Raw genomic sequence first — 25,317 nt, 5'->3', positions numbered from 1 at the left:
CTTCCTCCTTTTTAATAACATTATAAAATTGTTGTTAATGTTTTTCCTTTTAATTCAACAGGGCTCCACTCCACTACTGCAAAGTGATTGTTGGATGTTTCAGCAACCCGCTCAATCCATTCGCGTTCATTCTGGGAACGAGCCAATAGTAAGTCGTTAGTAGTTCCACTAGAAAGCATGCTATTATTGACGACCCACCAAGTGTGAGCTATTTGCGCACGGTCCAAATCGTCTCGCAAACGAAGAGATTCGTATACCGGTGTGTTTTCCGGTAAAGTCACCATCACTACTTCTGTCTGTTCAGGGTCTTGTAACACAGGAAGCAAGTTCACCACTGATTCTGGAACTTCACCTGATGAGCGTTCTACTTCTTTCGCATAACTTTGAGAAGAATCGAGTAACAATAGCGTATGCCCGGTCGGAGCAGTATCAATGACAACTACATCTGCATCTACCGTTGCAACAATATCAGCAAATCTTCTAAAGACGGCGATTTCTTGCGTACATGGTGAACGTAAATCTTCTTCCACGTAAGCGAGGTCTTCACCTGACATGGTTTGACGCGCCTTACTTAAGACTTCCTCGGTATATTTTTTTAGTTCCAATTTTTCATCGATATGACTCATTTTGATTTGATTGGATTCTTGAATGATAAAGTCCAAGTGGGCAGCAGGATCAGTTGTGGCCAAGTGAACTTTTTTCCCTTTTTCGGCCAATCCCAATGCAATGGTCGCAGCTATAGTTGTTTTTCCAACCCCACCTTTCCCCATCGTAAAAATAACACGCTTATGGGAATCAGCCAAGTCATCAATGATTGTTTGTAAACGTGGGTATTTTTCCGCTTGTGATTCTTTTACAGCGGGAACTTCTTGGTGATCTTTTAATAAATTTCGTAAATTATCGATTCCGGTTAAATTGTAAGCACGAAGCGGAATCTTCAAAGCAGGGCATTGGCGTAAATGTTTTGGCATGCTTTGGAGCACCTTTTCTTGATCATCCGCATACTTTTGAGAAACGAAATCCGTGGCACGTTCCAACAAACCATTTACAATTAATTTTTGGTTTTTAATCCCTAATTCGCCCAACTCTTTGGAAGCGCGGTTTGCTTCCAGAATCGGACCCTCTTGTGCACGGGTGACCAATAGCAGCGTTGTTTTCGTACTATCTGCCAGCGTTTTTACGGCCTGTTCATAACTTTCTTTTTTATCCCCTAGTCCAGAAAGCTGACCCATGCAGGAAGTTCCCGTGGTATTTTCATCCAAAAAATCGTTCCAGGCAGAAGGCAACTGAAGCATCCGTAAAGTATGGCCTGTTGGTGCCGTATCAAAAATAATATAATCAAATTTTTCTTCTACTTGTGGGTTGGTCAGAAAACCAGCAAACTCGTTAAAAGAAGCAATTTCAACCGTACATGAACCCATAAGTTGCTCCTCCATGTTGGCAATTGCTGATTCAGGAAGCAGACCTCGATAGGGTCCGACAACGGACTCCATATATTCTTGAGCAGCTGTAATCGGATCAAAGTTTGCTACAACTAATCCTGGTATTTCTTCAAGAGCTGTTCCTTTGTTATCCAATTCGCGTCCAAACACATCCTGTAGATTACTTGCTGGATCTGTGCTGACCAGCATGACAGTTTTTCCACTATCTGCTAGGCTTATTGCAGTAGCACAAGCCGTAGATGTTTTACCTACGCCCCCTTTACCGGTAAAAAACAAATATTTTGTTAAAATATGGTCTTTAGGTTGATACATTTCCATTTTTTTCATCTCCCAAAAAAGTTCTTCTTAACAACAGGATGAGCCGGCGTCTCCACCGCAACAACTTCCTTCTTGGCCAGTCTTCACAAATACAATCCCCGTATAGGCGGTGATTTCATCTAATGAAGGATACTCGCCCACTTTTTTGATTTCGTTGTCAAGGACCGTAATCGGCAAGGCTGAAGCGCCTCTTTCTTGCAAGAGTGCGCTCACTTTTTCATTCGCAACAAAGGCTTGCGGGTTATTGGATAAATTATATCTTACAGCCTCTAAATCCTTGACAGAATTGAGTGCCTCCATCGCTGAGGTAAACAGTATCAAGTTTTCGTCGATAGAAGGGCCACACACCCCTGTACTACAACACATCGCTGGTTCATAAATAGTGAATTGTTTCATTTCGTTTTCCTTCTTCCTGATTTATAATCTTGTTTCATTCTACATAGATGTTCTTCTATCTAAAATATAGACTTCCATCTATCTAATGTCAATTAAATTTTTGATGGTTAGGTTTTTGAATAAAAACGACAGAGAAGAACGATAATGGGTGAATCTGTTGCTATACATTTAAGCTAACCACACCTAGTCAGGAACCGTACCGTGATATAATAGGTGTGAGGAATAACGCATGGCTTGATTAGATTGGAGGTCAGTGTCATGGAAATGAAACGCGATAATAAACACATCTTGTTTCTGGCACTCATGGGAATACTGGCTTTTACTATTGCTGGAGTGGTCAATGGGCTTATCTTGACACAATTTGAATTACCTCTTGGTTCAATTGTTGAAGGTACGATTTGGGGATTAATTCTTGGTTTCTTCGTCCCCGATCGTTTCAAAATTTGGAAAGTAGTGATCGCTGCGATTATTGCAACTTTTATTTCTTATTTTTTAGGCTCCTTCATTGGGCTTAGTCTCCCAGTTCCTCGTTATATCAGTTATATGATTATGGGAATCGTGATGGGTCTCATCTTCGGTGGTATTATTGGAAAACTGCGAGGGGCCATTTTATTTGCAACTATTGGGGCTGTTGTATTCCTGATAGGTGGTTTTCTTTATGACTATTTGCCGATTTATGGCAGTAGCTTTATGAACTTCTTTGAAGACACCTTTGGACCGAATGGATGGGTCATCTTTGCCCCGGCTTTCATCGGAATATTTAAGGGTTTGGCCATGGGATTAGCGCTGGGGATTTTGGAAAAACGTAAAATTTAACAGCTAGTGCGGCGTTCCTGAAGTATTTTTTTCGGGAACGTCGCACTTTTCGCTAAATTGCGGCTTTTAGAAAATATTTTGGATGGGAACGCCGCATTTTTTCCGAAAATGCGGCGTTCGGGGCTTCATAAATTCCTAAATGCCGCACCACCAAACGTTTTGAAACTAAACTCACACAATAAAAGACGAATCGCAGCTCGATAACTGTGATTCGTCTTTTTTAATTATCCAAATAAGACATCTTCCATGTCATACATACCCGGAGCTTTATCCGCCAACCACTTGGCACCGTTCAAGGCACCATTGGCAAATATTTTTTTAGAGAATGCTTCGTGTTTAATCGAAATCACTTCATCCTGGCCGGCAAAAATCGCCTCATGTTCACCAACGATTGAACCGCCCCGAACAGCATGCACGCCAATTTCCTTATCCTGTCGTTTGCTGCTGCCTTCGCGTCCATAAATGAAGTCATAATTTAACGTCTCATTGATGGTGTCCGCGAACATTTTTGCCGTACCGGAAGGAGCATCCTCTTTCAACCGGTGATGTTTTTCGATGATTTCAATATCAAAGAAATCTTTCAATATGGGTGAATAATCCCGTAACATCCGGTTTACCAAAATCACACCCAAGCTGAAGTTTGCACTTTTAAGTACCGGAACGGTTTCAGAAAGCTCCTGTATTTGCGCCAGCTGCTCCTCACTATGCCCCGTAGCCGCAACGACTAATGGTACGTTATTTTCTTTCACATAGGCTAAAATCGCATCCAATGCACGTGGATTTGAGAAATCGATCAACACATCCACTTTCTCACTTTCACTTGTCAAAGTTGAATCTTTTTCTGGTGCAAAAATAATTAATTCATCTTTTGAATCGACACATTGTTCCACGACCCTACCCATGGCGCCATAACCTACTAGTCCAATTTTCAACGCAATTCCTCCTCAAACCGCTCCAAAACTTTTACCATCCGTTGGTAGGCGGCCTCTTCCATTTCCCCAAGTGGCATGCGCAAGGAACCGACATCCCAGCCCATCCAGTTCATGGCATATTTGACTGGAATCGGATTAACATCATAGAACAGGGAGTGGATGAGTTCCAGATATTTCAATTGAATTGCCAACGCCTCTCCTGTTTTTCCATCCAAATACAGGCGGACCATATCATGGACCGTTTTCGGCATGATGTTTGCCCAGACACTGATGACTCCCGTTCCACCGGCACTCAATAACGGTATAATCATATCGTCGTTGCCGCTGTAAAGCGCAAAATCAGCGCTCACGTATTGGGCAACGTTCATCACATAACTGATATCACCGGACGCTTCCTTGAGCCCCACGATATTCGGGTGCTGGGCCAGTTTGCCCACCACTTCTGGCGCAATGCTGCAGCCCGTACGACCCGGGATGTTGTACATGATAATCGGCACATCCACACTGTCGGCCACCATCTCAAAATGACGGATCATGCCAGCATCGTTTGCTTTATTGTAATACGGGGTGACCACCAACAGATAATCGGCTCCCAATGCCGTAAAAGCCTGGCTGTTGGAAATCGCCGTGGCGGTGCTATTGCTGCCGCTACCCACTATCATCGGCACGCGTTTGGCAATTTTCTCGTTACAGAAGGCGAGCAATTCTTTTTCCTCTTCAAAGGTCATTGTTGAAGCTTCTCCGGTCGTACCCAAAATAACGATACCGTCCGTCCCGCTTTGAATATGCCATTCCAGCAATTCTGCCGTCTTCGTATAATTGATGCTACCATCTTCATTCATTGGGGTAACCAATGCAACCATCGATCCTTCAATCATTTCCACTCGCCTCCGTTTTTTACATCATTCCTGATTAAATCTGCCAAGGTTTGTCGCTTAACAATTTCTCTCGCTTTACCATCTTTTACGAAAACGACGGCTGGCGTCGGATTGCGGTTATAGTTACTGCTCATCGAGTAACCATACGCTCCGGTTGAATAAACCACCAACACATCGCCTTTTTCAACAGGTGGTAAATGGACATCATGAATCAAAACATCACCGGATTCGCAGTATTTTCCTGCTACCGTCACTAATTCTGTTTTTTCTGCATCTATTTTATTGGCAACATCACAGGCATATTTTGCCTGGTACAAGCTTGGTCGGATGTTATCCCCCATTCCACCGTCCACAAAATAATAATGCTTATTGGGTGTTTGTTTTTGATAACCAATTTCATAAAGGGTAATCCCGGCTTCTGCTACTAAACTGCGACCAGGCTCAATCACTACTTCATTGATCGTAACGCCAGTTTCCTGTAATTTCCCCTCTAAATAAGATAAAATCTGTTCCATATTTTCTTTAATAGGCATGGGTTGATCTTCATCTGTGTAACGCACGCCAAAGCCTCCGCCCAAGTTGAGAGTCATCGGATAATCGAACGTTGCCAAATAGCCAAGCATTTTATCGATGGCGGCATACCAAGCATCCATTTCAAAAATTTGAGAGCCGATATGAACATGGAAACCTTCCAAATGAAGATAATCACTCTTTTCAAAGATAGCCAGACAAGCTTGATAATCTTCACTACCAAAGGCGATCCCGAATTTTGAATCAATATGTGTTGTCACGATATATTCATGCGTATGCGCTTCAATGCCGACATTCAATCGAATTTGAATAGTGACTGCTCGTTGGTATTCTTCCGCCAATTCCGCAATTTCTTCCAGCTCCATCACGTTGTCAGCAACAATATGCACGATGCCACTTTCAAAAGCCATACGGAGTTCTTCGGTTGTTTTATTATTTCCGTGAAAATGAATTTTTTCAACTGGCACATCTGATTGTAGTGCCGTATATAATTCACCGCCACTAACAACGTCCACGCCTAAACCATAGTTAGCAATCAAATCCAACATTCCGATGGTCTGGAAAGCTTTCGATGCATAGAGTATCTTTGTTTGAAATAAATCTGATTTAAAGTTTTGCGTATAAGCTTCCAAGTTGTTTTCAAGTTTCGCTTGGTCGTAAACGTAAAGTGGTGTCCCGTACTGAGCTACCAATTCGCCCGCCGTCATACCTCCGATAACGAGTTCTTTCATTTATTTTCCTCCTGAATACTGGTTTTTTTGTACAAAAAAGACGCCATTTCTGGCGCCTTCTAAATTTTTACAGTGGATGTAACAATTTCTCAGCGCCTCTACTTTTCAAGTAGGAGTGATATAAGTATTTCCTATACCCCCACGATGGAAATTTGCCAATCTGCATCGTTCGGCAATGATTACCTTTCATCAATGATCATTGAATGCCTTCTCCCATTGATTACTTTTTTACATTGCTACCTCTTTTTTCAATTAAAATTAGAATATCATTAAAAAACTTCTTTGTCTACTTTTTTAAAAAACGTACAATATCCTTGTAAACCAAGCCATTATTTTCTTCATTCAGCACTTCGTGATTCATTCCATGATAAACCATCTTTGTTATATATTTATAACCGACCTTTTTCAAAAACGTGAGTGATTCACTCAATCCACGATCTCTTCCCGTCACTGGATCGCCATCCCCGGTCAGACTCAGTATTTTTAAAGCAGGATTTTTACATTCAAACATTGATTCTAGATGCATCATTCTGTCTGCTTGGATGATGGTTAAGAGAGAAATATTAGCATATTCCTTGACTATCATTGGATCGTTCTTGATTGCCATGAGATTATCTTTATTTACACTTACCCATGTCATTGCTTCTTCTCCCTGAATTTTTTTTATAAGACGAATCAGGAGACTGTCGCCATCCTTACCACGCAAGCGCGTCAATAACCGGCCATACATCTCAGCAATTTCTACACCATACACGTAGTTAACCGTTCCTGTCATGACCAGCTTGGAAATGAGATGGTCATGATTTTGAATATAAATACGGGCAAACAGGGACCCTAATGAGTGTCCAAACAAATAAATTTCTTTTTCTGGATAGCGTTTTTTAATAAAATCAGTTACCAATAATTGGTCTTCGATGACCCGATCTGGACCATCCATGAAACCAAATGGATTTGCTTCGTTAATGGATTCACCATGGCCACGAATATCAGCTATAACAACCGCAAAACCTTCTTTTTGCAAGTAGCTACAAAAATCGGCATAGCGGCCCTTATGCTCCTTTGATCCATGAATAATTTGTACCACCCCAATAGGATCATCCACCGCATAGATGGCAATAGAAATGCCCAAACTATCTTTTGCGGTTAACTTCATTTTCTCCATCAGTGAACTCCTCCCTTTTAATACCAGTTTATTGTTTCCCAAATAAAAAAGCTATCTCTTCCAAAACGAAGAGATAGCTTTTTGAAAATTTTATTCTGATATTTCTACTACGAGGTAACGATGTGGTTCTTTACCCTCAGAGTGAGTTGAAATACGTTTGTTTTTGCTTAAATAAGCATGGATTTGTTTCCGTTCGAAAGCTGGTAACGGTTCAAGGAAGACTGGTTGCTTTGTACGCAGTACACGTTCCGCTGTACGATCCGCAATGTTTTCCAGGATGCTCGCCCGGCGTTCCCGGTAATCTCCCACATTAACCACAACAGACACGCGACTGCGTTCATGTTGTTGGAAAATAGTTTGTGCCAATATTTGTAACGCATTAATAATTTTTCCATGTTTACCTATGACTAAACCTGGTTTGTTGGTATCGATCTGGAAAGTGATGATATTATGTTTTACTTCTGCTGTCACTTCGGCAGGTGCACCATAAACTTCAACAGTTTTTGTTAAATAATCGCTAACACTTGAAATAGCTTCTTGGCGTGAGGATTCAGAAGCAGGTTCTTCATCGAAATCTTCCTCTTCTTCATCTTCATCAGCATATTCCAACGTATCAGAATAATCATAGTTGTCCTCTTGGGTTACAGGAGCTTCAGTTTCCGGGTTTTCAGCAAGATGATTGGCACGTTCCTCATTTTCAAAAATAGCAATGTCACCTGGTTCATCCATTTCCGGGAGCACTTTAGGTGTTAATTCCACCTCAGCGTCCTTTTGGCCAAAACCGAAAAGTCCCTTTTTCCCTTCAGAAATGATTTTGATGTCTACTTCATGGCTGCCTAAATTTAGTTGAGCTAACCCTTTGCTGATTGCTTGATCAACCGTTGTCTCGCGCACTACAATTTTTTCGTTTTCCATCAATTGTCCATCCTTCCATTTCAAAGAACAAATTATTTTCTTTTCTTTTTCTTCGGATTTCTAGCTTTTTCCAGCGCTTTTGCACGTTCTCTCTTAGCCCGTTCCTCTTCATCGCGTTCTGCAATGATTTTGTAAGGATTATTCATGATCAATGTTTGACCAACAGAGAATGCATTACTTACTACCCAATATAATGATAACGCACTTGGTAAAGAAATACCTACGAATAAAATCATTGCTGGCATTGTATACAGCATAGCTTTAGCTTGGCCACCACCATCTGGTTGAGACATCATCGTCAATTTAGATGTGTAGTAAGTCAATATTGCAGCTAATACCGGTAAAATGAAGTATGGGTCACGTTCTCCCAAGTTCATCCATAAGAATGTTCCTTCACGTAGTACTTCTGTACGACTGATGGCTTGATACAAAGCAATCATCACTGGCATTTGAACAACAGCTGGTAAACAACCAGCGTATGGATTCACACCATTTTCAGAATAAACTCGAGAAATTTCCGATTGCAGTAATTCACGGGTCTGTGTATCCTTGGATGCATATTTTGCTTGCAGCTCTTTGATTTGGGGCTGCACTTTTTGCATCTTCCGTGTACTCTTTGTTTGGAAATAATTTAATGGGATTAAAACGACCCGAATAATAAATGTAAAGATGATAATTCCCATACCATAACTATTATTGAACATTTCTGATAGGAAAATAATGAAACGAGAAAAATTATAAATAACAATTCCATCCCAAAATCCAGTACTCTCAGAAGTGATGGGAGCCGTGTTACCACATGCCGACAAAACCAGCATGACCATAACCAGTCCCAAAGATAAAAGTAATCGCTTCCGCTTAGACAACAAAATTTCCTCCTTTGAACTATATTACATGTGCTAATTTTAACACATGTAGCAGATTTTTTTTAATTTCTTCTGTAGTTAAATTCGCAGTTGGTTGGCGTGCAATAATTATAAAATCAATTTCAGACTTAATTTGCGGTTTTAATTCTAAAAGAGCCTGACGGATTTTTCTTTTTACAGCATTACGGGTGACTGCGTTACCAATTTTTTTACCAACGGACAACCCCACTCGAAAATGGTCCTGTCCTTCTTTAGGCATTTTATAGATGACAAACTGGCGATTTGCTTTTGAAGAGCCAGTATGGAATACATTCTGGAACTCTTTTTCTTTTTTTACTCGAAAAGATTTACGCATCCTGTATCCTCTTTCCTATAAGTTTTATGTAAAAAAAAAGACCACTGACGGTCAGTGATCTTATGCAGACAATACTTTTCTGCCTTTGCGGCGTCTACTTGCTAATACATTACGGCCGTTTTTTGTACTCATGCGTTTACGGAAACCATGAACTGTTTGACGTTTACGTTTTTTCGGTTGGAAAGTTCTTTTCATTTTTTTGCACCTCCTGATAATGTTTGCTTCTATAATGACATATGCAAAATTCTTCTAGATAGTCCCAAACATTATAAGGAAACATTAGGCTATCTGTCAAGTAAAACTAAGTATTTTTGACTCACTCGATTATAATAGCACATTTTATTGAATTGATAAACCTTTTTTTAAAACAAATAAAATATTTTTTATCCACATTCTCTCTCTATTTTGCACAGTCCCCGGTATAAACAAAATACCCCCCACCCCTTATCCCAACCTTTTTCAGCAGTTGTCCACATAGGAACAGTTTGTTAATGAAAAACAGGGGATAACTTCCACAACTTGTGGGTAAGCATCGAAAACCCAACGATATCAACCTTTGTCTTCTGATGGTTATCCACAATTCTTGTTAGCTGTTTTTCTTTTTCATGAAATTATCCCCATCTGTTTTTCAGCTTGTGGAAAACTTTTTAACTGCCTTGGGAAATGTTTATGCACAGATTAAAGAGTTGTGGAAAACCTTTCACAGGAATGCTAAAATAATGTATACTTGATATTTGCGAAAACAATCAAAAATTTAAAAGAAGGAGGAAGCTCCTATTGGAAGATATTTATTCTCTCTGGCGCTATCTACAAGAAAAATTCAAAGAATCGCTTTCCAAAGTCAGCTACGACACATGGATCGATAGTGCTGTCCCTGTTCGTTTAACGGAAACAAATATCATTATCGAAGTTCCGTCTTCCCTTCACAAGGATTATTGGCAAAATAATCTGGCTACAAGGGTTGTCGAAGGCATCTATGAATTTACAAATAAAGAAATATCGCCTATTTTCATGATAAAAAATGAAGAAATGCCTGCTATCGAAAAAGAAAGGCCTCATGTTAACGGAAAAAAACCGTTTAAACAGGCACAACTAAATAGCAAATACACCTTTGACACTTTTGTTATAGGTAAAGGAAATCAAATGGCACATGCTGCTGCACTCGTCGTGGCAGAAGAACCAGGAACAATTTATAATCCCCTTTTCTTCTATGGAGGGGTAGGTTTAGGTAAAACGCATTTGATGCATGCGATTGGCCATCAAATGATGCAATTACGCCCAGATGCCAAAGTAAAATATGTCAGCAGTGAAACTTTTGCTAATGATTTTATCAATTCCATTCAGAATCGAACCCAGGAACAATTTCGGAATGAATATCGAAGTGTCGATTTACTTTTAGTTGATGATATTCAGTTCTTTGCCGATAAAGAAGGAACGCAGGAAGAATTTTTCCATACATTCAACGCTTTATATGATGAACGGAAACAAATTGTTCTAACCAGTGATCGGTTACCCAATGAAATTCCAAAATTGCAGGAAAGATTAGTCTCTCGTTTTGCTTGGGGACTGTCCGTCGACATAACTCCACCTGATTTGGAAACACGGATTGCAATTTTGAGAAATAAAGCAAACAGTGAACGGTTAGAAATCCCGGATGACACATTGAGTTACATTGCGGGTCAAATCGACTCCAATATTCGGGAACTAGAAGGTGCTTTGGTAAGAGTCCAAGCCTTTTCAGCTATTCAAGGTAAAGACATTACAACCAGCCTGGCTGCTGATGCATTAAAAAGCATCTTGCCGACTGATAAACCTAAAGCACTCAGTATTTATGTGATTCAGCAAACTGTTTCCAAGTTTTATCAAATAACCATTGAAGAATTAAAAGGGAAAAAGCGTACAAAAGGTATCGTTCTTCCCCGCCAAATTGCTATGTACCTCTCCAGAGAGTTAACAGATAGCTCCTTGCCTAAAATTGGACAGGAGTTTGGTGGTAAAGATCATACAACAGTTCTTCATGCTTATGATAAAATTCAGACCGCCATCAAAAAAGACAGCAGCCTGGAACATGAAATAAAAACCATCACTGAAAAATTGAAAAATAAATAGATTTTGGTGGGTGTGGATAATTCAACTATTCTTAAACATCTTTATGCACAAGTTGTCCACATGTGGAAATCTTTTGTTTTTATGCATTCCAAACTGTTTTCCACACTATCAACAGCCCCTACTACTACTACTATTTTTTATTAATATAATTTATGACGGAGGGAAGCAATATGAAGTTTACAATTAATCGATCCAAATTCACGAAATACCTAGCAGATGTTCAACGGGCTATTTCATCCCGAACGACTATTCCTGTATTAACCGGGGTTAAAATGACTATCGATCAAAGTGGTTTAATGTTGAGTGGTAGTGACTCTGATATCTCTATCGAAATATTTGTCCCAGTCTCAGATGAAGACAATCAATTAGAAGTTATTGAAGAAGGCGGCATTGTTCTTCCTGCCCGTATCTTCAATGAAATTGTAAGAAAAATGTCGGATGAAAAATTAACGATAGAAGTGGGAGATAATTTCCAAACAGCCATTACGTCTGCCCATGCGGCTTTTAATATCAATAGTATTGATGTCGATAATTATCCCAACTTTCCGGTAATTGATTCAAATGAAGTTATTACATTACCAACAACCTTGTTTAAACAAGTTATTCAGCATACTGTTATAGCAACATCAACCCAAGAAAGCCGCCCTATCCTGACCGGTGTTAACATCACTATTGAAAATGGTCAATTAAAAGCCGTTGCGACTGACAGTCACCGTTTAAGTCAACGTATTATTCCGATTAATGTTCCGGAATCATTAAAAGACAAGAGTTATAAAGTTATTATTCCTGGTAAAAGTTTGACCGAACTTTCAAAAATAATAGAAGATCAAGATACAATCGAAATGATGGTTACTCAGAACCAAGTTCTATTTAAAGCTGAAAACCTGTACTTCTACTCACGTCTTTTAGAAGGATACTATCCAGATACAAATCGATTAATACCAGCAAACTCAGTTACAGAGTTGACTATTAATGCGAATGACTTGTTGCAAGCTACAGATCGCGCTTCCCTTCTATCACATGAAGGCAAAAATAATGTCATTAAGTTGTCTATTTCTGCTGATCATGTTGAATTGTCGGGGAATTCACCTGAAATCGGAACGGTTGAGGAAGAATTAGAGTACACGGAAGCAACTGGAGATCCGTTAGTGATTTCTTTCAACCCTGATTATTTGAAAGATGCGCTTAGAACATTTGGTCATCAAAATGTTGTCATTGGTTTCACTGCACCAATTCGTCCGTTTACGGTTGTACCAGCCGACGACAATACAGAAATACCACAATCTTTCATACAATTAATTACACCTGTGAGAACATATTAATAAATCAAAAAAAAGAAAGAGGCGTTCATGCTTCTTTCTTTTTTGATTTATATATGGCTTTTGAACAAATTGTATATATTTGTCGTTTATAACCTATAATCGTTAGAAAGGCACTTTTTTGCCCTCTATTTGAATTTTCACCCAAAAAAGTGTATAATAATAAGTGGAAAGTGTGGATTCGAGAGGTTCCACGCTTATTTTAATGAAATAGGGTGAAAATCTTGAAAAATATTGTTTATATTGATGAAGATTTCATTACACTGGGACAATTACTTAAACACATAGACGTTATTTCCAGCGGTGGAATGGCAAAATGGTATTTATCTGAATACGTTGTTTTTGTAGATAATGAAAAAGAAAATCGTCGGGGACGGAAACTATATCCGGGCATGATGGTTGAATTACCTAACGAAGGTAAATTTTTTATTCAAAGCAATGAAACCGTTGATGAATCTTCACCATGATTCTTAAAGAAATAACGCTTCGCCAATTCCGTAATTATGAGGCATTGACGCTGGCTTTTTCATCCGGTATCAATGTCTTTTTAGGTGAGAACGCCCAAGGTAAGACGAACTTGATGGAAGCAATTTATGCTTTATCAATGGCAAGAAGTCCTCGTACTGCTAACGAAAAAGAGATGATTCGTTGGCAAGAGGATACTGCCACTTTGTCGGGTAAGATAGAAAGACGCGCCAGCGATTATCCCCTTGAGTTGAAATTTACTAAAAAGGGAAAAATAGCTAAAGTGAATCATTTAGAACAAAAAAGACTGTCTGATTACGTTGGTAAACTTAATGTGGTTTTATTTGCTCCGGAAGATTTGGACTTAGTAAAAGGTCCCCCGAGCAATAGACGGAAATTTTTGGATATGGAATTAGGCCAAATGAGCCACGTTTATTTATTCGACTTGGTGCAATATCAAAGACTATTGAAGCAACGAAACTTATATTTAAAGCAATTGTTGATGCGTCAAGCACGCGATTTGGTCTATCTTGATGTTCTGACGGAGCAGCTGATCCTTCAGGCAACAAGCATCATAAAAACACGTCTGACTTTTGTGGAACAATTGGAAAAATGGGCCGATCCCTTACATAATCAAATTTCTAATGGAAAAGAGCATCTACGGATTCGCTATAAGTCAACAATTGACTATAAAAAAAACGATGACAAAGACCAACTGTTTGAAAAGCTATTGGCTGAACAGAAACGGGTTGGGGAACGCGAACGTGAGCAAGGTACAACTTTGTTTGGTCCGCACCGCGATGATCTTGTTTTTTATGTGAATGATAAAAATGTTCATCAATTCGGCTCTCAAGGGCAACAGAGGACAACCGTTTTGAGTATGAAATTAGCGGAAATAGAATGCATGAATGAGGTTTTGGGCGAATATCCAATTCTTTTATTGGACGATGTCTTGTCGGAATTAGATGACGATCGACAGACACATCTTTTAAAAACAATTGAGAAGAAAGTCCAGACCTTTTTAACGACCACAAGTCTGGATGGTATAAAACGGAACAAAATTGAAGAACCTACGATATTTTATATCGAAAACGGTTCAGTGAATAAGGAAGGTGCATAAAATAATGGCAGAGTTTGAACAAAATAAAAAAGAATTAGCTCAGCAATATGATGCCAGTCAAATTCAGGTTTTAGAAGGACTTGAAGCTGTTCGTAAGCGTCCTGGTATGTATATTGGTTCAACAAGTGCAGCAGGCTTGCATCACCTGGTCTGGGAAATTGTTGATAATTCAATCGACGAGGCTTTAGCAGGTTTTGCATCTGAGATAAATATGTCAATTGAAGAGGACAACAGTGTAATTGTTTCCGATGATGGTCGGGGAATTCCCATAGATATTCAAGCGAATACAGGTCGCCCTGCCGTTGAAACGGTTTATACTGTTTTGCATGCAGGTGGTAAATTTGGCGGTGGCGGATACAAAGTTTCTGGGGGTTTGCATGGTGTTGGTGCTTCAGTAGTTAACGCCCTTTCCAAGAAATTGACTGTACAAGTCCATAAAAATGGTCAGATTCACCAAATTTCTTTTGAACGTGGCGATATTATTGAGGAATTGCATGTTGTGGGTGAAACAGATAGACATGGTACAGTTGTACAATTTTGGCCAGATGATGAGATTTTTACAGAGACGACTGTCTTCGATTTCGAGAAATTGACCGTTCGTGTTCGTGAACTAGCATTCTTGAATAAAGGATTAAATATTTCCATCACAGACAAGCGTCCCGAAAAAGAAATCGTGAATAAATACCACTATGAAGGCGGTATTAAAAGTTATGTAGAGTACTTAAACCAAAATAAGAGACCCTTATTTGATGAAATTGTATATGTTGAAGGCGAACAAGATGACATTCAGGTTGAGGTTGCCCTTCAATATACAGATGGCTATCACACAAGCTTATTCAGTTTTGCCAATAATATCCATACCTACGAAGGTGGGACACATGAATCGGGTGCAAAAACTGCTTTGACACGGGTCATAAATGATTATGCTAAAAAAGCTAAAATCATGAAAGAAAACGAAGAGAATTTGACTGGAGAAGATGTACGTGAAGGATTGACCTTGGTTCTATCCATCAAACATCCCAATCCTCAATTCGAAGGTCAGACCAAAACGAAATTAGGTAACTCAGAGGCTCGTACAATCACAGATCGCCTCTTCTCAAGCATGCTTGAGAAATTCTTGATGGAAAACCCTCAAACAGCTAAAAGAATCGTTGAGAAGGGAATTTTGGCAGCTAGAGCACGCTTGGCAGCTAAACGTGCCCGTGAAGTAACACGAAAGAAGAGTGGACTTGAAATCAGTAACCTTCCTGGTAAACTGGCTGACTGTTCCAGTAAGGATCCATCTATATCAGAACTATTTATCGTGGAGGGGGATTCTGCGGGCGGATCAGCGAAACAAGGTCGTTCGCGTATATTCCAGGCAATTTTACCAATTCGAGGTAAAATCTTGAACGTTGAAAAAGCTTCTTTGGATCGGATTTTGGCTAACGAAGAAATTCGTTCCTTATTCACGGCAATGGGAACAGGATTTGGGGCAGAATTTGATGTATCCAAATCGCGTTACCACAAATTGGTGATTATGACCGATGCGGACGTCGATGGGGCTCATATTCGTACCCTATTATTGACGCTATTTTATCGTTATATGCGTCCACTTGTAGAAGCGGGATATGTTTATATTGCGCAGCCTCCTTTGTTCCAGGTTAAACAAGGTAAAAAAGAAGTATACCTACAAAGCCAAGAAGAGTTGGATGCGTATTTGAAAACTATACCAGCTTCACCAAAACCATCAGTTCAACGTTATAAAGGTTTAGGTGAAATGGACGCGGAACAATTATGGGAAACAACAATGAACCCAGAAAATCGCCGTTTTGCCCAAGTTTCAGTTGATGACGCAATCGATGCTGATAACGTATTGAGTATGTTAATGGGTGAAAAAGTTGAACCTAGACGTAATTTTATTCAAGAAAATGCTGAATACGTAGAAAATCTAGATGTGTAGGAAGGATGGTCATCAAGTAAATGGACGGAGAAAATAAAGAATTAGATGCTGGCATGGAAGTCCGTGATCTCAGCAAAGAAATGCGAAAATCGTTCCTAGAATACGCGATGAGTGTTATCGTTTCGCGTGCCCTTCCGGATGTTCGTGATGGGTTAAAACCGGTACATCGCCGAATTTTGTATGGTATGAATGAATTGGGAATTACTCCTGACAAGTCCCATAAAAAATCAGCCCGTATCGTTGGGGACGTAATGGGTAAATATCACCCTCACGGCGATAGTGCAATTTATGAATCCATGGTGCGAATGGCACAAGATTTTAGTTACCGTTATATGCTTGTAGATGGTCACGGAAACTTTGGATCAATCGATGGCGACGGTGCAGCTGCCATGCGTTATACTGAAGCAAGAATGTCTAAAATCGCATTAGAGTTATTACGTGATATTAACAAAGATACGATTGATTTTCATGACAACTACGATGGTAGTGAACGTGAGCCAGATGTTTTACCAGCACGCTTCCCTAACCTTCTTGTTAACGGAGCTTCTGGTATCGCTGTTGGGATGGCAACGAATATCCCACCTCATAACTTAACAGAAGTTATTTCAGCTCTTCATGTATTAATGAATAATCCCGATGCTACAACGGCAGATTTGATGGACGTTTTACCTGGTCCTGACTTCCCAACGGGTGGGATTGTTATTGGGAAATCCGGTATCCGTAAAGCATATGAAACGGGTCGTGGCTCCATTATTGTACGCGGACGCGTCGAAATTGAGACATTGAAAAATGGTAAAGAACGTATTTTGATTACAGAATTACCCTATGTTGTAAACAAAGCCAAGTTGGTTGAGCGTATTGCTGAATTGGCACGTGATAAAAGAATTGAAGGTATTACTGATTTGGCGGATGAATCAGACCGTGATGGTATGCGTATCGTCATCGATGTCCGTAAAGATGTTAGTGCCTCAGTTATTTTAAATAATTTATATAAACTGACGCCGCTACAATCTTCATTCGGTTTCAATATGCTTGCGATTGTTAATGGTATTCCAGAAACATTAGGCCTAAAGAGCATTTTGTCACATTACCTGGAACATCAAAAAGAAGTATTGCGTCGTCGTACGAGTTATGACAAGAAAAAAGCGGAAGCACGTGCGCATATTCTAGAAGGTTTAAGAATTGCGCTGGATCATATTGACGAAATCGTTAATATTTTGAGAAGCTCTCCAAGTGGAGATGTCGCGAAACAAAAATTTATAGATGACTACGGTCTATCAGATAAACAAGCACAAGCTATTTTAGATATGCGTATGGTTCGTTTGACAGGCTTGGAACGCGACAAAATTGAAGGTGAGTACAATGATCTACAAGCACTTATTGCTGACTTAGCCGATATTTTGGCCAGCGAACAACGTATTTTCCAAATTATCTACGATGAACTATTGGAAATCCAGGAACGTTTCGGGGATGATCGTCGTACTGAGTTGATGGTCGGAGAAGTGTTATCTCTGGACGATGAAGATTTGATTGACGAAGAAGAAGTCATCGTCAGTTTGACATACAACGGCTATATTAAACGCATGGCAAATAGTGAATTCCGTGCGCAAAGACGTGGTGGTCGGGGCGTTCAAGGTATGGGTGTTCATAATGATGATTTCATTGAGACATTATTAACCACTTCTACACATGACACCCTTCTCTACTTCTCAAATCAAGGCAAGGTATACAAAACAAAAGGTTATGAAATTCCGGAATACGGCCGTACCGCTAAAGGACTACCGATTATTAACTTATTGAACCTTGATGCAGGTGAAAAAATTCAAACTATTATCAACCTATCCGGTAATAAACCGGTTGAAGGAGAACATTTATTCTTCGTAACCAAACAAGGTACTGTTAAACGGACAGCAACTCCTGAATTCACTAATATACGCCAAAGTGGTTTGCGTGCTATTAATCTGAATGAAGGCGATGAATTAATCAAGGTCGTTTTAACTGATGGCAATAAAAACATTATTTTAGGTACACACTTCGGTTACTCCGTCAGCTTCAATGAAAATGATGTTCGGACCATGGGTCGTACTGCCACAGGAGTTCGTGGGGCAAGGTTACGAGAAAATGACTTCATTGTAGGAATGGATATTCTTGAAGAAGACACAACAGTTCTTGTCATTACTGAAAAAGGATATGGAAAACGTACCAATATTGATGAGTACGCCATTAAAGGTCGTGGTGGTAAAGGAATCAAGACAGCCAATATTACTGAGAAAAACGGTAACCTGGTAGGTTTAAGAACTGTTAAGGAAGAAGACGATATCATGATTATCACCAATAAAGGTGTAATGATTCGTTTCCATGCTAAAGATGTTTCACAAACAGGTAGAGCGACATTAGGTGTACGTTTAATGCGCTTGGATGATGAATCTAAAGTTTCAACGATGGCTGTAGTAGAGCCTGAAGAGGAAGAATTGATTGATGAATTAGAAGTAGCACACGTAAGAAAATCTGATGAGGAAATCAAATCCGATATGCAACAATTTGCAGAGGAGATTTTTGAGGAATCAGAAGAAGAATAGTCTAAAAGCCCCCGGAAGAAATTTATTTCTGGGGGTTTAATTATTTTCTTGCAACTTTAGATGGCTTGTGGTAAAATATTTAAACGTGAGTATTTCAAAAGAATACTCTCCTTGCTCTTGCACAAAGTGAGAGCCAAAGTCCATAAGGAGGTGACAGTACAATGACTCAATACGAAATTAACTACATTATCCGTCCGAACATCGATGAAGCAGATAAAGCTGAATTGGTTAAACGCTTCGACACAATCCTAACTGATAATGGCGCTACAATTATTGAATCAAAAGACTGGTCAAAACGTCGTTTAGCTTACGAAATTAACGATTTCCGCGAAGGTATCTACCATATCGCTACAATCGAAACTTCTGAAGCTACAGCGATTCAAGAATTTGACCGTCTAGCTAAGATCAATAACGATATTCTTCGTCATATCATCATCAAACAAGAAGCATAAAATGTTCCATGTGAAACATTTTAAGGGGGATGTAAGAAAAGATGATTAATAATGTTGTTCTAACAGGTAGATTAACCAAAGATGTCGATTTACGTTATACATCAAATGGTACAGCTATAGGTTCATTCTCTATTGCAGTGGACCGTCAGTTCAAAAGCCAATCTGGTGAACGTGAAACGGATTTTATTAATTGTGTTATGTGGCGAAAAGCTGCAGAAAACTTTGCTAACTTTACTAGAAAAGGCTCATTAGTAGGAATTCAAGGACGTATTCAAACACGTAACTATGAAAACCAACAAGGCCAACGTGTTTATGTTACGGAAGTTGTTGCAGAAAACTTTACCCTACTTGAATCGAGAAATGTTACAGAGCAAAGGCCAAAAGGAAATGATTCTTCTAGCCCTGCTTCCCATAACAATTCAAATCAATACAATCAAAATAATAATCAATCGTCTTACCAATCGAACCAAAATAATCAACCAAACAACTTTAATGACTATAATTCGAATGAAGATCCATTCCTGTCAAGCGGACAGTCAATCGACATCTCTGATGACGACTTGCCATTCTAATATCTTGAACTAATTGGATCGTAAAAAAGGAGGAAATAACATGGCTCAACAACGTGGTGGTGCCCGTCGCGGACGTAAGCGTAAAAAAGTATGCCACTTCTGCGCAAATCACATTGATCATGTAGATTACAAAGATACTGATCTTATGAAACGTTACGTATCCGAAAAAGGTAAAATTTTACCTCGTCGCGTAACTGGTACATGTGCTAAACATCAAAGAACGTTGACTGTTTCAATCAAACGTGCTCGTATTATTGCTTTGATGCCTTTCACTGTTGCAGAATAATAACTCTAAAATCAAGACCCCAGATTATCACATGATAATCTGGGGTCTTTTATTGTATTTTAGACTATACATATCTGCTGGAATTTTTATACAGGGATAAAATTGCAAAAAAATGTTTTCCACAAGCGTCAAAAGTTATACACATATGCAAAAGATAATTGAATCAATATTTCTTTTTGTTATCCACATGTGAATAAACTTTAAATAACCTTGGTATGTAAGGGAGATGAACATCCCCAAAAAAAGTTATGCACAGCTTGGATAACTTTTTTTGGGGATAACAATTAAAAGTTATCAACAACATGAAGCTTTTTAAATATAAAATTAATAGAGTAATCAACAAGCATATTTATTATAAAAGTATGTAGACTAAAAATTATAGAATAAGTATAAGCAACGGTTTTTTTACTAATATGTTTCATGTGAAACATATTAGTAAAAAAGCATGAAAAGTTTCACGTGAAACAATAGTGAAGCTGCCACTGGTAAAGGCAAGATAATGTTCCACGTGGAACGTTGATGCCATTTTCCAATTGTGGCTATAAAAACGACCTTATGTTAAAATAAATACACTAAACCCAACTATAAATAGAAGAGGAGTAACAATGAAAATAAGGGAAAAGATTGCTAACCTCCCTGCCTTTTTGCGGGAAGAGAGAATAAAAACCCCATCAACAATCATTTTGATTTCATTGGTACTGTTAATCGTTTTAACTTTTTTAGCTGATTGGAAAATAGGTATAGCAATTACGCTATTGGTAATTACAACGGCCTGGTTGTTATACTATTCTACTGATTATCTGATAGAGGAAACGAATAAATATGTGTCTGATTTATCCTATAGAATCAAAAAAGGAGAACAAGAGGCACTGATACAGATGCCTATAGGGATTCTTCTTTATAATGAAAAACATGAAATTCAATGGACCAATCCCTATTTAATTCGTTATTTTCAAAAGAAGGATATTTTGGGTAGGAAAATTGATGAGGTTGATGAAGAACTAGCAAAGTGGATACTGGAGTATAACAGTGACCAGATGAAGAAGATAAAGTGGGGAGATCGTTATTTTGAAATGATTATTCAGGATGACATCGGCGTTCTCTATTTAATGGATATTACTGAATACGCAATCATAGAAGAAAAATATGAAAATGATAAAGTTGTTTTTGGTAACATCATTATTGATAATTACGATGAAGCAGTCCAATCCATGAATGATCGAAAAAAATCCAATGTTAACAATTATGTAACTAACCAATTAACAAATTGGGCTAATGTCAATAATGTCTATCTTAAAAGAGTCGATGATGATCGCTTCATTATGTTAATGACAAAAAAAGCACTCGAGAGACTTAAAGCAAGTAAATTTGAAATTGTTGATCAAATTAGAGAAAGAACTTCCAAACAAAATTTTCCGCTTACACTAAGTATGGGTATATCCCATCAGTCAACATCAAATCAGGTGAAGTGGAAAGATATTGCCCAGCTGGCACAAACTAATGTTGACTTAGCATTAGCTCGTGGTGGAGATCAAGTTGTTGTCCGAGGTGGAGATGAAGAAGCCCGTTTTTATGGCGGGAAAACGAACCCTATGGAAAAACGAACGCGCATTCGTGCAAGGATGATTAGCCAAGCGTTGGAAGAATTAATCATAAATTCCGACAAAGTTTTTGTCATGGGTCATAACTATCCAGACATGGATGTTTTGGGATCTTGTTTAGGTCTTCGACGAATTGTTCAGATGAATAATAAAGAAGCCTGGATAATAATGGAAACAGAACAATTATCAAATGACATGATTCGTATGATGGATGTGATTGATAAAGATACAAATATATCCAAATATTTTATCGATTCTGAAAAAGCGAAAGAAATGGTGACTGAAGATTCATTAATTGTATTGGTAGATGTTCATAAACCAAGCATGGTTCCTGCGCCAGAATTAATGGCTATTTCAAATAAGGTAGTGATTATTGATCATCATCGACGTGGAGAAGAATTCCCCAAAAATCCAGTTCTTGTCTATATTGAACCGTATGCTTCTTCAGCATCAGAATTGATTACAGAGCTATTTGAATACCAAACGAATGATATTGACACAATCAAGAAAATCGAAGCAACGGCAATGCTGGCCGGTATTATAGTAGATACACGGAATTTCAGTTTGAGAACGGGGTCAAGAACCTTTGACGCTGCCAGCTACCTTCAGTCTAATGGTGCAGACACCATTCTAATCCAGAAGGCACTAAAAGAAGATTTAGATACTTACTTATTGAGAAGTCATCTATTGGAAACTATGGAATTTGTTAGCCCTGGAATGGCGGTTGTATATGGAGAAGACGGAAAAGTTTACGATACAGTGGTCGCGGCTCAAACAGCAGACACTATGCTTTCAATGGAAAATGTTGAAGCTTCGTTTGTCATTTCGCAACGTAAGGATGGTAGAATTGGAATCAGTGCCAGAAGCCTGGGGCAAGTAAATGTCCAAAGAATTATGGAAAAATTAGGTGGGGGCGGACACCTATCAAATGCTGCAACTCAAATTAGTGATAGCACCATTTTAGAAGTTAAAGAAAAATTGGTTCATGTCATTACTAATAAAGATGAACCGAAAGGAGAACCAAAATGAAAGTAGTATTTCTGCAAGATGTAAAGGGTAAGGGTAAAAAGGGAGAGGTAAAAAATGTTGCTGATGGCTATGCACAAAACTTCTTGATTAAGAATGGTATGGCAGAAGAGGCAACTAATGCGAACGTATCCGCATTAAAAGGTCAGAAAAAAGCTGAAGATAAAAAAGCACAAGAGCAACTTGATGAGGCTAGAGAGTTAAAGGCTTTCCTGGAAAAAGATGAAACAGTAATAAAAATTAATGCTAAATCTGGTGAAGACGGACGTCTTTTCGGATCCGTTACAAGTAAACAAGTTGCTGAACAACTTAATAAACAATATAAAGTTAAGTTAGATAAAAGAAAAATTGATTTAAAAGAACCAATCCGTACATTAGGGTTTACAAAGTTGAATGTCCGTTTGCATCTTGAAGTAACTGCGACATTAACAGTACACATAGTGGAAGAATAAAAAAGCTGCCTGAGCAGCTTTTTTATTTACTTTAACAGCGAACGTTCGTTCTTGTTTTTGGTTTGTAAACAAAGAGAAATTGAAGTACAATAGTGGAGCCGGAAATAGAAAAAAGTATCAATAGTAATCAAAGAAGGATGAAGATAATATGGAAGAAACATTCCGAGATCGCACACCACCTCATAGTATGGAAGCAGAGCAATCAGTTCTTGGATCTATTTTTCTTGATCCTGAAACAATAGTAAATGTTCTGGAATACCTTGAACCAAAAGATTTTTACAGAAAAAACCATCAAATTATATTTGATGCGGTTATGAATTTGTTTAATCGAAATGAAGCCATAGACGTAGTTACAGTAACAAATGAATTGGAAAGTAAAGATCAATTGGAAAATGTTGGAGGATTGGATTATCTTAGTGAGATTGCCACATTTGTTCCTACTGCAGCGAACGTTGAATACTATGCCAAAATAGTCGAAGAAAAATCAATTTTGAGAAATCTGATTAGATCAGCAACGGAAATCGTACAACAAGGATTTGACGAAAATGATCAGTTAGCAGTCATTTTAGATAGTGCAGAGCAGAGTATTCTGCAGGTATCGGAGCGAAGGAACAGATCGGGATTCATTCGCATCTCTGATGTCGTTAATGAATCATTAAAAAATATCGAACTGCTGTCTCAACAAACCGGAGACGTTACTGGTATACCAACCGGGTATATCGCTTTAGATAAAATGACGGCCGGACTACAACCAGAAGAACTAATCATTCTAGCTGCTCGTCCTGCGGTGGGTAAAACAGCTTTTGCTTTAAATATTGCCCAAAATGTAGCCACGAAAGCAGACCAAGTTGTTGCTATTTTCAGTTTAGAAATGGGTGCAGAATCACTGGTAAACCGGATGCTTTGCGCTGAGGGAAACATAGATGCAGGACATTTGCGTACAGGACAAATGTCGGAAGAAGAATGGTCTAACTTGATTATGGCAATGGCAACGCTAGGGCAATCTAAAGTGTTTATAGATGATACTCCAGGAATACGGATTGCTGAAATACGTGCTAAAGCGCGGCGATTGAAACAAGAACAAGGGCAACTTGGCTTAATAGTAATTGATTATCTTCAATTAATAGAAGGTAATAATAGAGAAAGTAGGCAACAAGAAGTTTCAGACATTTCGCGTCAATTGAAAAAATTAGCCAAAGAATTGAAAGTGCCTGTTATTGCATTATCCCAACTTTCACGTGGTGTTGAACAGCGTCAAGACAAGCGCCCCGTTCTAAGTGATATTCGTGAATCAGGCTCTATTGAACAAGATGCGGATATCGTTGCTTTTTTATATCGTGATGATTACTATGAGCGTGAAGGATCAGAAGAGAAAGATGAATCTGAATTCGAGAATAATATAGTAGAAGTTATCATAGAAAAAAACCGTAGTGGGGCTCGTGGGACAGTTAAGCTACTATTCAAGAAGGAATTTAATAAGTTTTCTTCGATGTCCTATATCCCAGAGCCAGCTTAAAAAAAGAAGAATGAATTTTTTTGAAATTCATTCTTCTTTTTTGTTTCTTTTATTGCATTTTTGTTAATGCAGGAGTAAAATAATCTATGTTCTCAAATAAAGAGAATCGTATGGGATATTAGCTCAGTTGGCAGAGCAACTGACTCTTAATCAGTGGGTCGCAGGTTCGAGCCCTGCATGTCCCATCTTCTAGGGGCTCGGTGTTGCATTCCTTTAGAATGTGGCACCGAGCATTTTAATTATAATGAGAAGATATAACAATAAATAAGTCAATATAAAACTATCAATATTTCTTGACCATTTATAAGGTAGATGCTATTATATAAAAGTTGCCGCGAGCACTTCATGGAAAACACGAAAAAATAAATTTTAAAAAAGTGTTGACAAAGAGTTGCGCAGGTGATAATATTAAGAAGTTGTCACGAACGAAACATCACGTAACACGTGATAACGGATTGGCCTTTGAAAACTGAACAAAGAATGAACGAACCAAACGTGCAGGGCATCCTGACGGATGCACATTAAGCCGACACGCA

23 protein-coding genes, 1 tRNA gene and 1 riboswitch are annotated in these 25,317 nt (G+C 38.7%); of the genes, 14 read left to right on the top strand and 10 right to left on the bottom strand.

All coding sequences use genetic code 11. The features are described from left to right. Nucleotides 1-20 precede the first annotated feature (20 nt). Both arsA and arsD read right to left on the bottom strand, forming a co-directional pair. Nucleotides 21-1,760 (bottom strand): arsenical pump-driving ATPase, encoded by a 1,740-nt coding sequence (arsA, locus tag ACTU7M_RS09510; RefSeq protein ID WP_443474159.1) that lies wholly within the window; start codon nucleotides 1,758-1,760, stop codon nucleotides 21-23. A gap of 27 nt (nucleotides 1,761-1,787) precedes the next feature. Continuing rightward, on the bottom strand, nucleotides 1,788-2,156 hold the full coding sequence (gene arsD / locus ACTU7M_RS09505) for an arsenite efflux transporter metallochaperone ArsD (protein ID WP_443474158.1): 369 nt from the start codon (nucleotides 2,154-2,156) through the stop codon (nucleotides 1,788-1,790). Nucleotides 2,157-2,414: 258 nt separating this feature from the next. Here arsD and ACTU7M_RS09500 point away from each other — a divergent pair, with 258 nt between their 5' ends. Beyond that, nucleotides 2,415-2,972: a hypothetical protein gene (locus tag ACTU7M_RS09500; RefSeq protein WP_443474157.1), complete on the top strand. Its 558-nt coding sequence runs from the start codon at nucleotides 2,415-2,417 to the stop codon at nucleotides 2,970-2,972. A 224-nt stretch (nucleotides 2,973-3,196) separates the two neighbouring features. On the opposite strand, the gene dapB is transcribed toward ACTU7M_RS09500, so the two are convergent. From dapB to rpmH, 8 genes are all read right to left on the bottom strand, one after another. Continuing rightward, complete coding sequence (gene dapB, locus ACTU7M_RS09495) at nucleotides 3,197-3,904, bottom strand: 4-hydroxy-tetrahydrodipicolinate reductase (protein WP_443474156.1); 708 nt, start codon at nucleotides 3,902-3,904, stop codon at nucleotides 3,197-3,199. Continuing rightward, entirely contained in the window at nucleotides 3,901-4,782 is an 882-nt protein-coding gene (gene dapA / locus ACTU7M_RS09490) for a 4-hydroxy-tetrahydrodipicolinate synthase (protein WP_443474155.1), read from the bottom strand. The genes dapB and dapA overlap by 4 nt, the downstream gene beginning before the upstream one ends. After that, the gene (lysA, locus tag ACTU7M_RS09485; RefSeq protein WP_443474154.1) at nucleotides 4,779-6,044 is read right to left on the bottom strand and encodes a diaminopimelate decarboxylase; all 1,266 of its coding nucleotides are present in this window, start codon (nucleotides 6,042-6,044) and stop codon (nucleotides 4,779-4,781) included. The genes dapA and lysA overlap by 4 nt, the downstream gene beginning before the upstream one ends. An 86-nt stretch (nucleotides 6,045-6,130) precedes the next feature. Further along, nucleotides 6,131-6,297, bottom strand: a riboswitch (Lysine riboswitch). Nucleotides 6,298-6,330: 33 nt separating this feature from the next. Continuing rightward, nucleotides 6,331-7,206: an alpha/beta fold hydrolase gene (locus ACTU7M_RS09480; RefSeq protein ID WP_443474153.1), complete on the bottom strand. Its 876-nt coding sequence runs from the start codon at nucleotides 7,204-7,206 to the stop codon at nucleotides 6,331-6,333. A 90-nt stretch (nucleotides 7,207-7,296) separates the two neighbouring features. Next, nucleotides 7,297-8,121 (bottom strand): RNA-binding cell elongation regulator Jag/EloR, encoded by an 825-nt coding sequence (gene jag / locus ACTU7M_RS09475; protein WP_443474152.1) that lies wholly within the window; start codon nucleotides 8,119-8,121, stop codon nucleotides 7,297-7,299. A 32-nt stretch (nucleotides 8,122-8,153) separates the two neighbouring features. After that, the gene (gene yidC / locus ACTU7M_RS09470) at nucleotides 8,154-8,987 is read right to left on the bottom strand and encodes a membrane protein insertase YidC (protein WP_443474151.1); all 834 of its coding nucleotides are present in this window, start codon (nucleotides 8,985-8,987) and stop codon (nucleotides 8,154-8,156) included. A gap of 19 nt (nucleotides 8,988-9,006) precedes the next feature. Continuing rightward, nucleotides 9,007-9,342: a ribonuclease P protein component gene (gene rnpA, locus ACTU7M_RS09465; protein WP_443474150.1), complete on the bottom strand. Its 336-nt coding sequence runs from the start codon at nucleotides 9,340-9,342 to the stop codon at nucleotides 9,007-9,009. Nucleotides 9,343-9,402: 60 nt separating this feature from the next. Further along, on the bottom strand, nucleotides 9,403-9,537 hold the full coding sequence (gene rpmH / locus ACTU7M_RS09460; protein ID WP_076767859.1) for a 50S ribosomal protein L34: 135 nt from the start codon (nucleotides 9,535-9,537) through the stop codon (nucleotides 9,403-9,405). Between the two features lie 582 nt (nucleotides 9,538-10,119). Between rpmH and dnaA the strand changes: the two genes are divergently transcribed. The 13 genes from dnaA to ACTU7M_RS09395 all read left to right on the top strand — a co-directional run bounded on the left by dnaA (nucleotide 10,120) and on the right by ACTU7M_RS09395 (nucleotide 24,966). Next, the gene (dnaA, locus tag ACTU7M_RS09455; protein ID WP_443474149.1) at nucleotides 10,120-11,451 is read left to right on the top strand and encodes a chromosomal replication initiator protein DnaA; all 1,332 of its coding nucleotides are present in this window, start codon (nucleotides 10,120-10,122) and stop codon (nucleotides 11,449-11,451) included. A 170-nt stretch (nucleotides 11,452-11,621) separates the two neighbouring features. Beyond that, complete coding sequence (gene dnaN, locus ACTU7M_RS09450) at nucleotides 11,622-12,773, top strand: DNA polymerase III subunit beta (RefSeq protein ID WP_443474148.1); 1,152 nt, start codon at nucleotides 11,622-11,624, stop codon at nucleotides 12,771-12,773. A gap of 221 nt (nucleotides 12,774-12,994) precedes the next feature. After that, nucleotides 12,995-13,237, top strand: coding sequence for a S4 domain-containing protein YaaA (gene yaaA, locus ACTU7M_RS09445; RefSeq protein ID WP_443474147.1), 243 nt, complete (start codon nucleotides 12,995-12,997; stop codon nucleotides 13,235-13,237). Then, nucleotides 13,234-14,355 carry a DNA replication/repair protein RecF gene (gene recF / locus ACTU7M_RS09440; RefSeq protein ID WP_443474146.1) on the top strand — a complete coding sequence of 374 codons (1,122 nt, stop codon included), beginning with the start codon at nucleotides 13,234-13,236 and terminating at the stop codon, nucleotides 14,353-14,355. The genes yaaA and recF overlap by 4 nt, the downstream gene beginning before the upstream one ends. A 4-nt stretch (nucleotides 14,356-14,359) precedes the next feature. Further along, nucleotides 14,360-16,297 carry a DNA topoisomerase (ATP-hydrolyzing) subunit B gene (gene gyrB / locus ACTU7M_RS09435; protein ID WP_443474145.1) on the top strand — a complete coding sequence of 646 codons (1,938 nt, stop codon included), beginning with the start codon at nucleotides 14,360-14,362 and terminating at the stop codon, nucleotides 16,295-16,297. 20 nt (nucleotides 16,298-16,317) lie between these two features. Then, nucleotides 16,318-18,876, top strand: coding sequence for a DNA gyrase subunit A (gene gyrA, locus ACTU7M_RS09430; RefSeq protein ID WP_443474144.1), 2,559 nt, complete (start codon nucleotides 16,318-16,320; stop codon nucleotides 18,874-18,876). Between the two features lie 161 nt (nucleotides 18,877-19,037). Continuing rightward, complete coding sequence (gene rpsF / locus ACTU7M_RS09425) at nucleotides 19,038-19,328, top strand: 30S ribosomal protein S6 (protein ID WP_443474143.1); 291 nt, start codon at nucleotides 19,038-19,040, stop codon at nucleotides 19,326-19,328. Nucleotides 19,329-19,369: 41 nt separating this feature from the next. After that, nucleotides 19,370-19,900, top strand: coding sequence for a single-stranded DNA-binding protein (ssb, locus tag ACTU7M_RS09420; RefSeq protein WP_443474142.1), 531 nt, complete (start codon nucleotides 19,370-19,372; stop codon nucleotides 19,898-19,900). Nucleotides 19,901-19,940: 40 nt separating this feature from the next. Continuing rightward, nucleotides 19,941-20,186 carry a 30S ribosomal protein S18 gene (gene rpsR / locus ACTU7M_RS09415; protein ID WP_443474141.1) on the top strand — a complete coding sequence of 82 codons (246 nt, stop codon included), beginning with the start codon at nucleotides 19,941-19,943 and terminating at the stop codon, nucleotides 20,184-20,186. Between the two features lie 605 nt (nucleotides 20,187-20,791). Next, a complete protein-coding gene (locus tag ACTU7M_RS09410) occupies nucleotides 20,792-22,816 on the top strand; it encodes a DHH family phosphoesterase (protein WP_443474140.1) in 2,025 nt (674 codons plus the stop codon). Then, a complete protein-coding gene (gene rplI, locus ACTU7M_RS09405) occupies nucleotides 22,813-23,265 on the top strand; it encodes a 50S ribosomal protein L9 (RefSeq protein WP_443474139.1) in 453 nt (150 codons plus the stop codon). Before ACTU7M_RS09410 ends, rplI begins: the two co-directional genes overlap by 4 nt. Before the next feature lie 148 nt (nucleotides 23,266-23,413). After that, nucleotides 23,414-24,781 (top strand): replicative DNA helicase, encoded by a 1,368-nt coding sequence (gene dnaB, locus ACTU7M_RS09400; protein ID WP_443474138.1) that lies wholly within the window; start codon nucleotides 23,414-23,416, stop codon nucleotides 24,779-24,781. A gap of 112 nt (nucleotides 24,782-24,893) precedes the next feature. Next, nucleotides 24,894-24,966, top strand: a tRNA-Lys gene (locus tag ACTU7M_RS09395). Nucleotides 24,967-25,317 lie beyond the last annotated feature (351 nt).

Origin of the sequence: Jeotgalibaca sp. A122, from assembly GCF_052266715.1 — a bacterium.
Classification (GTDB): domain Bacteria; phylum Bacillota; class Bacilli; order Lactobacillales; family Aerococcaceae; genus Jeotgalibaca.
The sequence above is the reverse complement of the archived record's forward strand: the minus strand, read 5'-3'. Positions and strand labels throughout refer to the sequence as shown.

Excerpts from the sequence above, each read along its gene's own strand:
- arsA (WP_443474159.1), bottom strand. The coding sequence starts at position 1,760 with ATGGAAATGTATCAACCTAAAGACCATATTTTAACAAAATATTTGTTT.
- arsD (WP_443474158.1), bottom strand. The coding sequence starts at position 2,156 with ATGAAACAATTCACTATTTATGAACCAGCGATGTGTTGTAGTACAGGG.
- ACTU7M_RS09500 (WP_443474157.1), top strand. The coding sequence starts at position 2,415 with ATGGAAATGAAACGCGATAATAAACACATCTTGTTTCTGGCACTCATG.
- dapA (WP_443474155.1), bottom strand. The coding sequence starts at position 4,782 with ATGATTGAAGGATCGATGGTTGCATTGGTTACCCCAATGAATGAAGAT.
- lysA (WP_443474154.1), bottom strand. The coding sequence starts at position 6,044 with ATGAAAGAACTCGTTATCGGAGGTATGACGGCGGGCGAATTGGTAGCT.
- ACTU7M_RS09480 (WP_443474153.1), bottom strand. The coding sequence starts at position 7,206 with ATGGAGAAAATGAAGTTAACCGCAAAAGATAGTTTGGGCATTTCTATT.
- jag (WP_443474152.1), bottom strand. The coding sequence starts at position 8,121 with ATGGAAAACGAAAAAATTGTAGTGCGCGAGACAACGGTTGATCAAGCA.
- rnpA (WP_443474150.1), bottom strand. The coding sequence starts at position 9,342 with ATGCGTAAATCTTTTCGAGTAAAAAAAGAAAAAGAGTTCCAGAATGTA.
- rpmH (WP_076767859.1), bottom strand. The coding sequence starts at position 9,537 with ATGAAAAGAACTTTCCAACCGAAAAAACGTAAACGTCAAACAGTTCAT.
- dnaN (WP_443474148.1), top strand. The coding sequence starts at position 11,622 with ATGAAGTTTACAATTAATCGATCCAAATTCACGAAATACCTAGCAGAT.
- recF (WP_443474146.1), top strand. The coding sequence starts at position 13,234 with ATGATTCTTAAAGAAATAACGCTTCGCCAATTCCGTAATTATGAGGCA.
- gyrB (WP_443474145.1), top strand. The coding sequence starts at position 14,360 with ATGGCAGAGTTTGAACAAAATAAAAAAGAATTAGCTCAGCAATATGAT.
- gyrA (WP_443474144.1), top strand. The coding sequence starts at position 16,318 with ATGGACGGAGAAAATAAAGAATTAGATGCTGGCATGGAAGTCCGTGAT.
- rpsF (WP_443474143.1), top strand. The coding sequence starts at position 19,038 with ATGACTCAATACGAAATTAACTACATTATCCGTCCGAACATCGATGAA.
- ssb (WP_443474142.1), top strand. The coding sequence starts at position 19,370 with ATGATTAATAATGTTGTTCTAACAGGTAGATTAACCAAAGATGTCGAT.
- rpsR (WP_443474141.1), top strand. The coding sequence starts at position 19,941 with ATGGCTCAACAACGTGGTGGTGCCCGTCGCGGACGTAAGCGTAAAAAA.
- ACTU7M_RS09410 (WP_443474140.1), top strand. The coding sequence starts at position 20,792 with ATGAAAATAAGGGAAAAGATTGCTAACCTCCCTGCCTTTTTGCGGGAA.
- rplI (WP_443474139.1), top strand. The coding sequence starts at position 22,813 with ATGAAAGTAGTATTTCTGCAAGATGTAAAGGGTAAGGGTAAAAAGGGA.
- dnaB (WP_443474138.1), top strand. The coding sequence starts at position 23,414 with ATGGAAGAAACATTCCGAGATCGCACACCACCTCATAGTATGGAAGCA.